This window comes from Knoellia sp. LjRoot47, from assembly GCF_964253435.1.
In the GTDB taxonomy this organism is placed as follows: Bacteria; Actinomycetota; Actinomycetes; order Actinomycetales; family Dermatophilaceae; genus Knoellia.
On record NZ_CAXUQS020000001.1, the window covers coordinates 2,896,675 to 2,909,522 of the forward strand.

The following is a 12,848-nucleotide window of genomic DNA, read 5'->3' on the forward strand; positions in this document are numbered from 1 at the left end:
TCACTGCTGCTCCTCCTTGGTCTGGTCGGACGCGGCGTCGGCTGGCCGGACCTCGTCCTCGTCGTCGTCGCCGCCACCGATGTAGGCCTCGATGACCCGCGGGTCGGACTGGACCTCACCCGGCGAGCCCTCGACGAGGACCTCGCCGCGCACGAGGCACAGCACGCGGTCGCACAGGTTGAAGATGAACCGCATGTCGTGCTCGATGACGACGACCGCCAGCCCGCTGTCGCGGATCCGGAAGATGAGGTCGCTCGCCTGCTTGGTCTCCTGCGGGTTCATGCCGGCCGTGGGCTCGTCGAGCAGGATGAGCTTGGGGTCGGTGGCCAGCGCTCGCGCGATCTCGAGCCGCCGCTGGTCGCCGTAGGGCATGTTGCGGGCGAGGTTCTCCGCGGAGTCCCCGAGCCCGACGAACTCGAGGAGCTCCTGGGCACGGGCCCGGGTGGCCTCCTCCTCCCGCCGAAACTTCGGCCCGCGGAGGATCGACGTGAGCGCCATCGAGCTGGTGCGGCAGTAGCGGCCGACCATGACGTTCTCGAGGGCCGTCATGTTGGCGAAGAGCCGGATGTTCTGGAACGTCCGGGCCATGCCGGCCATGACGACCGCCCTCGGCTTCGGGGGGATGACCTCGCCGAGCAGGCGGACCTCACCCTCCGTGGGCTTGTAGAGGCCGGTGAGGCAGTTGAAGAACGTCGTCTTGCCGGCGCCGTTGGGGCCGATGAGACCGACGATCTCGCCCGGGTGGACGACCATGTCGACGTCCTTGACCGCGGTGAGACCGCCGAAGCGCATCGTCACCCCGCGGGCCTCGAGAATCGTGCCGGACGCCGTGTCGGTGGGTGCGACGGGCGTGGTGTCGGTGGCGGTCATGCCTTGGCCTCCGCTTCCTCGAGATGGACTTCTTCGATGCGTTGCGCGAGCTCCTCGTCGTCCTCGTGGAACTCGAGCTTGCGCCGCTGGCTGGCCACGAGGCCCTCGGGACGGAACCGCATCATGAGGACGAGGACCAGACCGAAGATGAGCAGGCGGTAGTCGGCGACGAAACGCAGCTTCTCGGGGAGGAGCTTGAGGATCGTGGCGCCGACGAGCACACCGGCCACCGTGCCCATGCCGCCGAGGACGACCGCGGCGAGCAGGAACGCGGACTCGAGGAAGATGTACTGGTCGGGGGTGACGGACACGTCGTGGTGCGCCTTGACGGTTCCGGCCATGCCGGCGAGGAACGCGCCACCGGCGAAGGCGAACAGCTTGAGGCCGAAGACGTTGACGCCCATGGCCTCGGCCGCCTTCTCGTCCTCGCGGATGGCGACCCAGCCACGTCCGATTCGGCTGTTGTTGAGCCGCGTGAAGACGAGGATGATGATCGCCGCGATGACGAGCAGCAGGAAGTAGTAGTTCGCGAACCGGCCCAGCGTGATGCCGGCGATGACGTGGGGCTGCCCGAAGTCGAACCCGAAGAAGTTGAGGTCCGGGATGGCGGGGATCCCGTTGGGACCGTTGGTGAGGACGGGGCCGTTGTTGCCGTCGAGGTTGCCCATCGTGAGGCGGAAGATCTCACCGAACGCGAGCGTCACGATGGCGAGGTAGTCACCCGAGACGCGGAGTGTGGGCGATCCGATGATGAGGCCGAGGAGCGCCGAGAAGCACGCGCCGAGGAGCACCACGACGAGGAACGGTGGCTTCCAGTCGATCGTCGCGAAGGCCGAGGCGGACAGCGTCGCACCGACGTAGGCGCCAGCGCCGAGGAAGGCGATGTAGCCGAGGTCGAGCAGGCCGGCGAGGCCGACGACGATGTTGAGGCCGAGCGCGGTGGCCGCGAAGATCAGGACCTGCGTCGCGATCGACATGTTCTCGTCCGAGCCGCCTTGGGTGAACGGGAAGAGGAACGCCACCGCGAAGGCTCCGAGCATGAGCACCTGACGGTTCTTCTGGGCGATGAGACCGATCCAGGTGAACACGCCGGCCTTGGACAGGCCCCAGGCCACCGCCGCCACGAAGAGCAGGAACAGCACGAAGCTCGCGCCGTCACCCACGTCGAGGGCGTAGGCCGCCCCGAAGAGGACGAGCGCCATGAGCAGGATGATCGTGCAGATCTCGAGCCACGACGACGTCTTCGCGAAGAGTGGGTCCTTGGTCTGTCGTGACACGAGCATGAGACCTGACGCGGCGAGCATGAGCGCGCCGACCAAGGAGATCCAACCACCCGGGTTGATGTTGATGATGCCGCCGGACTTCACGGCGATGGTGCCGAGCGCGCCGAGCATGTAGGCCACGGCCCCGAGCCCGAGGGCCCGCACGGACGTCGCGGTGTCGAGCCAGGCACCGAGGTGCGCCAGCGGTCCGCGGTGCGCCAGCAGGAGCACGAGGGCGACCAGGCCGAGCACGATCATGCAGATCTGCACGCCGCCGGGCCAGAAGTTGACCGACAGGTCGCCGAGGACGTCGTTGGTGTAGCTCCACGAGAGGAACGTGCCCGCGATGAGGACGAGCGCACCGGCGAGGCCGAGCGGCCAGGCTGCCGGGTTGCCGCGACCGGGGACGCGGTCGAGCCAGTGGACCTTGACGAGCTCGTCGTCGTGGTCGGAGTGCGCGGGGGCGACCGAGGCGGCCGGCGTGGGCGGGTTCGAGGGGGTCGAGGTGCTCATGCGCGGTCCACCACCCGGGCGCCGAGCAGGCCCTGGGGCCTGAAGACGAGCACGAGAATGAGGAGCACGAACGCCCACACGTCCTTCCATGCGGATCCACCGAACTGGCCGGGGATGAACTGGGTTGCCATGGACTCGGCGATGCCGAGGACGAGCCCACCGACGATGGCGCCCTGGATGTTGCCGATGCCTCCGAGGACAGCTGCCGTGAAGGCCTTGAGGCCGGCGAGGAAGCCCATCCGGAAGTCGATGTTGGAGTTGAGCAGACCCTGCGCGACTCCGCCGACCGCTGCGAGGGACGCGCCCAGGGCGAAGGCGATGACGATGATCCGGTTGACGTTGATGCCCATGAGCTGGGCCGTGTCCGGGTCTTGCGAGACGGCCTGCATGCCCTGTCCGAGCCGGGTCCGGTTGACGAAGTACCAGAGCAGCGCGGCCGACAGGACGAGCGCGCCGACGGTGAACACCGCGGCGCGCTGGATGTTGAGGCCACCGATCGCGAGCCCCGGGCCCGTGACGACCTCGATCTCGGGGAAGCTGAGCTTGCTCTTGGCGCCGGGGTAGAACAGGCGGACGGCCTCCTGCAGGAAGACCGAGATGCCGATGGCGGTGATGAGCGGGGCGAGGCGGGGTGCGCCGCGCAGGGGTCGGTAGGCGATCCGCTCCATGATCACGGCGGTGAGCACGGACACGAGCACGGCGCCGAGCACCATGATCGGGAGGACCCACAGGCCGGTCTGGCCCTTGAAGAGGACCGTCCACGTGGCCAGGGCGCCGAACGCCCCGATCATGAAGACCTCACCGTGGGCGAAGTTGATCAGCTGCACGATGCCGTAGACGACGGTGTAGCCGACGGCGATCAGGGCGTACAGCGACCCAAGGGTCAAGCCGTTCACAATTTGTTGAAGGAACTCGGTCATCGTGGACCCGTCACCTCTCCTTTGAAGGGTTGGCACATTCAAGCAGGGGCGGACACTCGTCCGCCCCTGCTCGAATGAACTACTACGTCAGCGTGTCGGCCGGTGCCGTCAGGTCACGTTCTCGGACTTGACGCTGACGAACTTGCCGCCCTCGACCTTGTAGCCTGTGATGACCTTGACGAGGGTGTCGCCGAACTCGTCGAACGAGACCTTGCCGGTGACGCCGTCGAACGAGACCTTGCCGACCGCGTCGACCGTGGCCTGGCGGGCACCCTTGACGTCCTCGGCGTCCTTGAGCGACGTCTTGAGGGCCTCGATGATGGCGTTGGCGGCGTCGTAGGAGTAGCCACCGTAGGCAGCGGCCGGCTCGGCGTACTTCGCGGCCTCGTAGTCGGCGAGGAACTTCTTGCCGGCCTCGCTGTTCTCGGTGGGCTCACCGACGGAGGTGGCGAGGTCGCCGTTGGAGGTGGAGCCCGCGAGCTCGACGAACTTCGGGTCGAAGATGCCGTCGCCACCCATGAGCGGGACGTTGAGGCCACCGGCCTTCATCTGCTTGGACAGTGGACCGGCCTGGGGGTACTCACCGCCGTAGTAGACGGCGCCCGGCTTGGACGGAGCGACCTTGGAGACGACCGGGGCGTAGTTGGACTCGTCCGGGTTGATCGTCTCGGCGGCGACCACGGTGCCACCGGCAGCCTTGTAGGCCTCGGTGAAGTACTTGACCAGGCCCTGGCCGTAGGTCTTCTTGTCGTGGATCGTCGCGACCGTCTTGATGCCCTGGTCGATGAGGAACTTGGCCGCGAAGCCACCCTGCGCGATGTCCGTGGTGCAGGTACGGAAGAACGTCTTGTAGGGACGCGAGTTGCCATCGGCGCCACGGGTCAGGCTCGGCCCGGTGTTGGCCGGCGAGATCTGCGTGATGTTGGCGGCCGCGAAGACCGGCTGGGTCTGCTGGCTGACGCTCGAGTTGAGGTTGCCGACGACGCCGATGACCTGGTCGTCGGACGCGAGCTTGGTCGCGCCGTTCTTGCCGACGTCGGCCTTGCCCTCGTCGTCCACGGCCTCGACCTCGAGGGTCCAGCCCTCGATCGCCTTGGAGTCGTTGGCCTGCTTGACGGCCAGCTCGACGGAGTGCTGGATGCCCTTGCCGAGTGCCGACAGGTCACCCGAGAGGGGGGCGATGACGCCGATCTTGGCGACCTTGGCGCTGCCGCCGGTGTCGCCGCCGGTGTCGTTGCTGTCCTCGCCGCGGGTGCCACAGCCTGCGAGGGCGAGTGAAGCCACCAGCATCGAAGCGCCGACGGTCATGACGGAACGCTGAGCCACGTTTCCTCCTGGAATTCTTTCTCCGCGGCCTGTGGACGCGGAGCTCGCGACGGGTGTGCGAGCACCCGAACAATAGCCACGGGCCCGTCCATTTCCAGAGGACTTCGGCGATATTGTGCCGAGTCGTTACCAAGGCCAAAAGCACACAAATCTGTGCGATCTTCACAGGCAGACAACAGAATCCGTCGGCATACTGACGCGATGGAGACGAAAACCGAAGGTCAGGTCAGCCCGGCGTCCACACCCTCCGTCCTCGGCTGCTGCGGCCGCCGTGACGCCCTGCGCGCGGCCGGTGTCGTCGCCGTCGCCGGTGCCGGCCTCACGGCGTGCGGCTCCGACGTCGACGAGGCCGCGGGAGGTGCGGTGAGCGATGCGGCGTCCAGTGCGGCGGGCGCCGTCAAGGACCTCGCGCAGAAGGCGGACATCCCCGTGGGCGGCGGCAAGGTCTTCGACTCGGCCAAGGTCGTCGTGACCCAGCCGACCGAGGGCGACTACAAGGCGTTCTCAGCCGTCTGCACGCACCAGGGCTGCACGGTGACTGGTGTCGACGGGGGCACCATCAACTGCTCCTGCCACGGCAGCAAGTTCGACATCGCCACGGGTGAGGTCAAGGGCGGCCCGGCCACCAAACCGCTGCCCGAGAAGAAGGTCACCGTGGGAGCCGACGGCATCAGCGTCAGCTGAGCGGACGGCATACGCGCGTATGCCGTGTCGTCCCGTCAGGGGCTCGTCCTAGGGTTGGTCCGTGGCCCATCCCTCGACCTACCGTCCCCGGCCGGGGGAGATCCCGACCGACCCCGGGGTCTACCGGTTCCGCGACAAGGACGGCCGCGTCATCTACGTCGGCAAGGCCAAGTCGCTGCGCTCGCGCCTGTCCTCGTACTTCCAGGACATCGGGCAGCTGCACCCGCGGACCGCGTCGATGGTGCTCGCCGGCGCGAGCGTCGAGTGGACGATCGTCACGACCGAGGTCGAGGCGCTCCAGCTCGAGTACTCGTGGATCAAGGAGTTCGACCCGCGGTTCAACGTCAAGTACCGCGACGACAAGTCCTACCCCTACCTCGCGGTGACGATGGGCGAGGAGTTCCCGCGCGCGCAGGTCATGCGCGGCGCCAAGCGCAAGGGCACGCGCTACTTCGGGCCCTACGCCCACGCGTGGGCCATCCGCGAGACGCTCGACCAGGCGCTGCGCGTGTTCCCCATGCGGACCTGCTCCGCCGGCGTCTTCAAGCGCGCCAGCCAGGTGGGGCGTCCGTGCCTGCTCGGCTACATCGACAAGTGCTCCGCCCCGTGCGTCGAGCGGGTCGACGCCGAGCACCACCGCCGGATCGCCGAGGACTTCTGCGACTTCATGGCGGGGGAGAGCTCGAAGTTCGTCAAGCGGCTCGAGCGCCAGATGAAGGCCGCGTCCGACGAGCTCGAGTTCGAGCAGGCCGCCCGGCTGCGCGACGACATCGGCGCGCTGCAGCGGGTGCTCGAGAAGTCCGCCGTCGTCTTCGGTGACGGCACCGACGCCGACGTCTTCGCCCTCGCCGACGACGAGCTCGAGGTCGCGGTGCAGGTCTTCCACGTCCGCGGCGGGCGGATCCGCGGCCAGCGAGGCTGGGTCGCCGAGAAGGAGTTCGAGACCGTGCCCGAGGTCGTCGGGCACCTCCTCCAGCAGCTCTACGGCGGTGAGGAGGGCGAGGCGGTGCCGCGCGAGGTGCTCGTGCCCGTCCTGCCCGAGGACGACGGGTCGCTCGGCGAGTGGCTGTCCGGCCTGCGGGGAAGCAGGGTGGACCTGCGCGTGCCGCAGCGCGGTGACAAGCGCACCCTCATGGAGACCGTGGAGCGCAATGCGACGCAGAGCCTCGCCCGGCACAAGGTCGCGCGTGCCGGCGACCTCACCGCACGGTCGCAGGCGCTGCAGCAGCTCCAGGAGCTGCTCGAGCTCGACGAGTCGCCGCTGCGCATCGAGTGCTTCGACATCAGCCACGTCCAGGGCACCCAGGTCGTCGGCTCGATGGTCGTGTTCGAAGACGGGCTGCCACGCAAGGGGGAGTACCGCCGGTTCATCGTGCGCGGACAGCACGACGAGGACGGCGCCGCGGCGACCATCGACGACACCGCCGCCATGCACGAGGTCCTCACCCGCAGGTTCCGGCGCTACCTCAAGGAGCGCGACGAGCCGCAGGGCCGCGACGAGGAGACGGGGCGGCCGACCCGCTTCGCGTACCCGCCCCAGCTCGTCGTCGTCGACGGCGGCCTGCCCCAGGTCAACGCCGCCGCCCGCGCCATCGAGGACCTCGGCATCGTCGACGTCTCCGTCGTCGGCCTGGCCAAGCGGCTCGAGGAGGTCTGGGTGCCCGGACAGGACTTCCCGGTCGTCCTCCCGCGCACGAGCGAGGGCCTCTATCTCCTGCAGCGCCTGCGCGACGAGGCCCACCGCTTCGCCATCACCTTCCACCGTCAGCGCCGGAGCAAGGCCATGACGAACTCGGCCCTCGACGGCATACCCGGTCTGGGCGACGTCAAGCGCAAGGCGCTGCTCAAGCAGTTCGGCTCGGTCAAGCGGATCCGCGCCGCGAGTGCCGAGGAGCTCGTCGAGGTGCCCGGCATCGGTCGTGCACTGGCGGAGGTCATCCAACGCGAGTTGACTGGTGCACCAGCGGAACCGACCGTGAACCTCATGACCGGCGAGATCGTCGACGAGCCCAGGGAGAGCAATGACTGAGGATGCCGCCACGGCCTCCGGAGCCGACTTCGTCATCGTGACGGGGATGAGCGGGGCCGGGCGCACCACGACGGCCAACGTCATGGAGGACCAGGGCTGGTACGTCGTGGACAACCTCCCTCCGCAGCTGCTCAACTCGATGGCCGAGCTGGGCGACAAGACGCGTGACACGGTCGACGCCATCAAGATCGCTGCCGTCGTCGACGTGCGCAGCAAGCAGTTCTTCGCGGCGTTCGACGGCGCGGTGCAGCAGCTGCGCGAGAAGGGGTGGACGCCGCAGCTCGTCTTCCTCGACGCCACCGACGAGGCTCTCGTCCGTCGCTTCGAGTCGGTCCGCCGACCGCACCCCCTCCAGGGCGAGGGCCGCCTGCTCGACGGCATCCAGAACGAGCGCGAGGTGCTGCGCGACCTGCGCTCCAAGGCGCAGATCGTCATCGACACCTCCGGACTCAACGTCCACCAGCTCGCCCGCAAGGTCTCGCCGCTCTTCGGCAAGAACCGCGGGCCGTCGCTGCGGCTCGCCCTGCTGTCCTTCGGCTTCAAGTACGGCGTGCCTCTCGACGCCGACTTCGTCTTCGACATGCGCTTCCTGCCCAACCCGTTCTGGGTGCCCGAGCTGCGCAACCTCGACGGGCGCGACTCGGCCGTGTCCGATCACGTGCTGGGGCAGGAGGGCGCCCACGAGTTCCTCGACAGGGTGGTGTCGCTCATGGAGCCCGTCACCCGCGGCTACCTGTCCGAGGGGCGGCGCTATGCCACGCTCGCTATCGGGTGCACCGGCGGCAAGCACCGGTCGGTCGCCATGGCCGAGGCCCTCGCCGAGCGGCTGCGCACCGGTCGGATCGACACCTTCCTCGTCCACCGAGACCTGGGACGCGAGTGAGCGGGCCGGTCGTCGCGGCGCTCGGTGGAGGGCACGGCCTGTCGGCCTCCCTGGCCGCGCTGCGCTTCGTCACCGACGAGATCACCGCGATCGTCACGGTCGCCGACAACGGGGGCTCCTCGGGTCGCCTGCGTGGCGAGTTCGGCGTGCTGCCGCCGGGGGACCTGCGGATGGCGCTGTCGGCGCTGTGCGAGGAGACCGAGTGGGGGCACACCTGGCGCGACGTGCTCCAGCACCGGTTCGAGGGCACCGGCCCGCTGGGTGGCCACGCCCTCGGCAACCTTCTCATCGTCGCGCTGTGGGAGCTGCACGACGACCCGGTCGCCGGGCTGGAGCTCGTCGGTCGCCTGCTCAACGCCCGCGGCCGCGTCCTGCCGATGGCGGCGGTGCCGCTCGACATCGAGGCCGACGTGCTCGGCGCCCGGGCGGACTCCCCCTACGAGGTGTCCGTGGTCCGGGGGCAGGCCCAGGTTGCCAAGACGCGCGGACAGGTGCGTGAGGTGAGGCTGCTGCCACCGGACCCGCCCGCGTATCCGGAGTCCGTCGCGGCGATCCGCTCGGCCGACTGGGTCATCCTCGGGCCGGGGTCCTGGTTCACGTCGGTGATGCCGCACCTGCTCGTCCCGGACCTCGCCGAGGCCCTCGCCGTCACCCGGGCCAAGCGGCTGCTCGTCCTCAACCTCGAGATGGTGACGACCGAGACCGCGGGGTTCAGCGCGACCCACCACCTGCAGTCGTTCGCGGCCTACGCGCCCGAGATCCAGCTCGACGCCGTGCTCGCGGATCCGTCGGTCGTCGACGACGAATCGGCTCTCGCTGAGGCGTGTCGCGAGGTGGGGGCCGAGCTACACGTCCACCCCGTGGGCATGTCGACGTCACCGACCCAGCACGACCGGCTCCGCCTGGCGGCCGCACTGCAGGACATCCTTGGCTCGGGGAGCCGCCCCTCATGACGCGTGGCAGGATGACCGGCATGGCAATGACGGCGAAGGTGAAGGACGAGCTCAGCCGCCACGAGGTGACCAAGCCCTGCTGCCGCAAGTCGGAGGTTGCCGCCACGCTGAGGTTCGCGGGCGGTCTGCACATCATCGGGGGTCGGATCGTCGTCGAGGCGGAGCTCGACACGGCGAACGCTGCCCGGCGGCTGCGCCGCGAGATCCACGAGCTCTACGGCCAGACGCCCGAGGTGCTCGTGCTCGCGGCCGGTGGGCTGCGCAAGGGCAGCCGCTACGTCGTGCGCGTCGTCCAGGACGGCGAGGCCCTGGCGCGCCAGACCGGGCTCATCGACGGCCGCGGGCGCCCGGTGCGGGGCTTGCCGCCCAAGGTCGTCTCGGGGTCCGTCTGCGACGCCGAGGCCGCGTGGCGTGGCGCCTTCCTCGCCCACGGCTCGCTCACCGAGCCCGGTCGCTCCTCCGCGCTCGAGCTCACCTGCCCGGGACCCGAGGCCGCGCTCGCCCTCGTCGGCGCCGCGCGCCGGCTCGGCATCCAGGCCAAGGCGCGCGAGGTGCGTGGCATCGACCGGGTGGTCATCCGCGACGGTGACGCGATCGGCGCGATGCTCACCCGGCTCGGCGCCCACGACGCCGTCATGGCCTGGGAGGAGCGCCGGATGCGGCGTGAGGTCCGCGCCACCGCCAACCGGCTCGCCAACTTCGACGACGCCAACCTGCGCCGGTCGGCGCGGGCCGCGGTCGCGGCCGGCTCACGCGTCGGCCGGGCGCTCGAGATCCTCGGCGACGACATCCCCGACCACCTGCGCGAGGCCGGCCAGCTCCGGCTCCAGCACAAGCAGGCGTCCCTCGAGGAGCTCGGCCAGCTGGCCCAGCCCGCGATGACCAAGGACGCCGTGGCAGGTCGCATCCGCCGCCTGCTCGCGATGGCCGACAAGCGCGCCGAGGACCTCGGCCTGCCCGGCACCGATGCCAACCTCACCCCGGACATGCTCGACAGCTGACCCCGGTTGCGGGCCAGCATGATCGGGCGACCCGATCATGCTGGGGGTGGAGCAGCGGGACAGACCGTTCCGCACTGCGGACCTCCGCGAACGTGACCCGGGTCACACCACTAGGGTTGAGGGCATCACGGGTGCCGTGGCCCCTCCATGTGCGCCCCCAACCTCTTCGGAAGGCAGACCGCTCGTGACTGTCCGCGTTGGCATCAATGGCTTTGGCCGCATCGGCCGCAACTTCTACCGCGCCGTGATCGCGTCCGGCGCCGACATCGAGATCGTCGCCGTCAACGACCTCACCGACAACGCCACGCTGGCGCACCTGCTCAAGTACGACTCGATCCTGGGTCGCTTCGACGGTGATGTCACCTCGACCGACACCGACATCACCGCCGGCGACAAGACGTTCAAGGTCTTCGCCGAGCGCGACCCCGCCAACCTCAAGTGGAGCGAGGTCGGCGCCGACGTCGTCATCGAGTCCACCGGCTTCTTCACCGACGCCCACCAGGCCAAGGTCCACGTCGACAACGGCGCCAAGAAGGTCATCATCTCGGCCCCGGCCAAGAACGAGGACGTCACCATCGTCATGGGCGTCAACGACGACGCCTACGACGCCGGCCAGCACACGATCATCTCCAACGCCTCGTGCACGACGAACTGCCTCGCGCCCATGGCCAAGGTGCTCAACGACGAGTTCGGCATCGTCAAGGGCCTCATGACGACGATCCACGCCTACACCGGCGACCAGAACCTCCACGACGGCCCGCACAAGGACCTGCGCCGCGCCCGCGCCGCCGCGCTCAACATCGTCCCCACGACGACCGGTGCCGCCAAGGCCGTCGCCCTCGTCCTGCCCGAGCTCAAGGGCAAGCTCGACGGCTACGCCCTGCGCGTCCCCGTGCCCACCGGCTCCGCCACGGACCTCACCTTCGAGGCCGGCCGCGAGACCACCGTCGAGGAGGTCAACGCCGCGATCAAGGCCGCCGCCGAGGGCCCGCTCAAGGGCATCCTCGTCTACACCGAGGACGAGATCGTCTCCAAGGACATCGAGACCGACCCCGCGTCGTGCATCTTCGACGCCGGCCTCACCAAGGTCATCGGCAACCAGGTCAAGGTCGTCGGCTGGTACGACAACGAGTGGGGCTACTCCAACCGCCTCGCCGACCTCGTCACCCTCGTCGGCACCTCGCTCTGAGCGGACCCGACACCATGAAGTCGATCGCCGACCTGGGCGACCTGCAGGGCAAGCGCGTCCTGGTCCGCTCCGACCTCAACGTCCCGCTCGAGGGCTCCACGATCACCGATGACGGACGCATCCGTGCCTCCGTCCCGACGATCAAGGCCCTGTCCGAGGCGGGCGCGCGCGTCATCGTGTGCGCCCACCTCGGGCGGCCCAAGGGCGCCCCCGAGGACAGGTACTCGCTGGCCCCTGTCGCCACGCGTCTCGGCGAGCTGCTCGGGCGCGACGTGACGTTCGCGACCGACACCGTGGGTGAGAACGCACAGGGCACGGTCCAGGCGGCGCAGGACGGCGACGTCGTCCTCCTCGAGAACCTGCGGTTCAACGCCGGCGAGACGGCCAAGTCGGCCGACGAGCGGGCCGAGTTCGCGGGGCAGCTCGCCGGTCTCGCGGACGTGTTCGTCTCCGACGGGTTCGGGGTCGTGCACCGCGAGCAGGCGTCGGTCTTCGACGTCGCCCGTCTGCTGCCCTCGGCCGTCGGCGGTCTCGTCGAGACCGAGGTCGACGTCCTGCGTCGCCTCACGAGCAACCCCGAACGCCCGTATGCCGTCGTGCTGGGTGGCGCGAAGGTGTCCGACAAGCTCGCGGTCATCGACAACCTCATCCAGACCGCCGACCGCCTGCTCATCGGTGGTGGCATGGTCTTCACGTTCCTCAAGGCGCAGGGCCACGAGGTCGGCACGAGCCTGCTCGAGTCCGACCAGGTCGACACGGTCAAGGGCTACCTCGACCAAGCGCAGGAGCGCGGCGTCGAGATCGTCCTGCCGGTCGACGTCGTCGCGGCCACCGAGTTCTCTGCCGACGCCGACCACGAGGTCGTGGGGATCGACGCGATCCCGGCCGACCGCATGGGTCTCGACATCGGTCCGAAGTCGTCGGCGCTCTTCGCCGAGAAGCTCGCCGACTGCCGCACGGTCTTCTGGAACGGCCCCATGGGTGCCTTCGAGATGACGCCCTATGCCGCCGGCACCGCCGCCATCGCCAAGGCGCTCGTCGACATCACCTCCGACGGTGCCCTCACCGTCGTCGGCGGTGGCGACTCCGCCGCCGCGGTCCGCCAGCTCGGGTTCACCGACGACCAGTTCGGCCACATCTCCACCGGCGGGGGTGCCAGCCTCGAGTACCTCGAGGGCAAGGACCTCCCCGGCCTCACCGTCCTCGACGAAAGCTAGG

Annotated in this window: 11 protein-coding genes; 7 read left to right on the forward strand and 4 right to left on the reverse strand. The window is 69.3% G+C overall.

What is annotated here, in order from left to right; genetic code table 11:
- The 4 genes from ACSQ11_RS13980 to ACSQ11_RS13995 form a co-directional block, all read right to left on the reverse strand.
- Positions 1-870, reverse strand: coding sequence for an ABC transporter ATP-binding protein (locus tag ACSQ11_RS13980; RefSeq protein ID WP_436006385.1), 870 nt, complete (start codon positions 868-870; stop codon positions 1-3).
- Positions 867-2,645 (reverse strand): branched-chain amino acid ABC transporter permease, encoded by a 1,779-nt coding sequence (locus ACSQ11_RS13985; RefSeq protein WP_436006387.1) that lies wholly within the window; start codon positions 2,643-2,645, stop codon positions 867-869. The genes ACSQ11_RS13980 and ACSQ11_RS13985 overlap by 4 nt, the downstream gene beginning before the upstream one ends.
- A complete protein-coding gene (locus tag ACSQ11_RS13990; RefSeq protein ID WP_436006389.1) occupies positions 2,642-3,565 on the reverse strand; it encodes a branched-chain amino acid ABC transporter permease in 924 nt (307 codons plus the stop codon). Before ACSQ11_RS13990 ends, ACSQ11_RS13985 begins: the two co-directional genes overlap by 4 nt.
- Positions 3,566-3,673: 108 nt before the next feature.
- On the reverse strand, positions 3,674-4,873 hold the full coding sequence (locus ACSQ11_RS13995) for a branched-chain amino acid ABC transporter substrate-binding protein (protein WP_436006391.1): 1,200 nt from the start codon (positions 4,871-4,873) through the stop codon (positions 3,674-3,676).
- 219 nt (positions 4,874-5,092) lie between these two features.
- Between ACSQ11_RS13995 and ACSQ11_RS14000 the strand changes: the two genes are divergently transcribed.
- From ACSQ11_RS14000 to ACSQ11_RS14030, 7 genes are all read left to right on the forward strand, one after another.
- Entirely contained in the window at positions 5,093-5,575 is a 483-nt protein-coding gene (locus ACSQ11_RS14000) for a Rieske (2Fe-2S) protein (protein WP_436006393.1), read from the forward strand.
- Positions 5,576-5,636: 61 nt separating this feature from the next.
- Positions 5,637-7,604 carry an excinuclease ABC subunit UvrC gene (gene uvrC, locus ACSQ11_RS14005; protein WP_436006395.1) on the forward strand — a complete coding sequence of 656 codons (1,968 nt, stop codon included), beginning with the start codon at positions 5,637-5,639 and terminating at the stop codon, positions 7,602-7,604.
- Complete coding sequence (gene rapZ / locus ACSQ11_RS14010; protein WP_436006397.1) at positions 7,597-8,487, forward strand: RNase adapter RapZ; 891 nt, start codon at positions 7,597-7,599, stop codon at positions 8,485-8,487. The genes uvrC and rapZ overlap by 8 nt, the downstream gene beginning before the upstream one ends.
- Positions 8,484-9,440, forward strand: coding sequence for a gluconeogenesis factor YvcK family protein (locus tag ACSQ11_RS14015; protein WP_436006399.1), 957 nt, complete (start codon positions 8,484-8,486; stop codon positions 9,438-9,440). Before rapZ ends, ACSQ11_RS14015 begins: the two co-directional genes overlap by 4 nt.
- 20 nt (positions 9,441-9,460) lie before the next feature.
- Positions 9,461-10,441 carry a DNA-binding protein WhiA gene (gene whiA, locus ACSQ11_RS14020; RefSeq protein ID WP_436006401.1) on the forward strand — a complete coding sequence of 327 codons (981 nt, stop codon included), beginning with the start codon at positions 9,461-9,463 and terminating at the stop codon, positions 10,439-10,441.
- 184 nt (positions 10,442-10,625) lie between these two features.
- Positions 10,626-11,630 (forward strand): type I glyceraldehyde-3-phosphate dehydrogenase, encoded by a 1,005-nt coding sequence (gap, locus tag ACSQ11_RS14025; protein ID WP_436006403.1) that lies wholly within the window; start codon positions 10,626-10,628, stop codon positions 11,628-11,630.
- A 14-nt stretch (positions 11,631-11,644) separates the two neighbouring features.
- A complete protein-coding gene (locus tag ACSQ11_RS14030) occupies positions 11,645-12,847 on the forward strand; it encodes a phosphoglycerate kinase (protein ID WP_436006405.1) in 1,203 nt (400 codons plus the stop codon).
- Position 12,848 lies beyond the last annotated feature (1 nt).

Coding starts and splice junctions, on each gene's coding strand:
- ACSQ11_RS13980 (WP_436006385.1), bottom strand. CDS start 870: ATGACCGCCACCGACACCACGCCCGTCGCACCCACCGACACGGCGTCC.
- ACSQ11_RS13985 (WP_436006387.1), bottom strand. CDS start 2,645: ATGAGCACCTCGACCCCCTCGAACCCGCCCACGCCGGCCGCCTCGGTC.
- ACSQ11_RS13990 (WP_436006389.1), bottom strand. CDS start 3,565: ATGACCGAGTTCCTTCAACAAATTGTGAACGGCTTGACCCTTGGGTCG.
- ACSQ11_RS13995 (WP_436006391.1), bottom strand. CDS start 4,873: ATGACCGTCGGCGCTTCGATGCTGGTGGCTTCACTCGCCCTCGCAGGC.
- ACSQ11_RS14000 (WP_436006393.1), top strand. CDS start 5,093: ATGGAGACGAAAACCGAAGGTCAGGTCAGCCCGGCGTCCACACCCTCC.
- rapZ (WP_436006397.1), top strand. CDS start 7,597: ATGACTGAGGATGCCGCCACGGCCTCCGGAGCCGACTTCGTCATCGTG.
- whiA (WP_436006401.1), top strand. CDS start 9,461: ATGGCAATGACGGCGAAGGTGAAGGACGAGCTCAGCCGCCACGAGGTG.
- ACSQ11_RS14030 (WP_436006405.1), top strand. CDS start 11,645: ATGAAGTCGATCGCCGACCTGGGCGACCTGCAGGGCAAGCGCGTCCTG.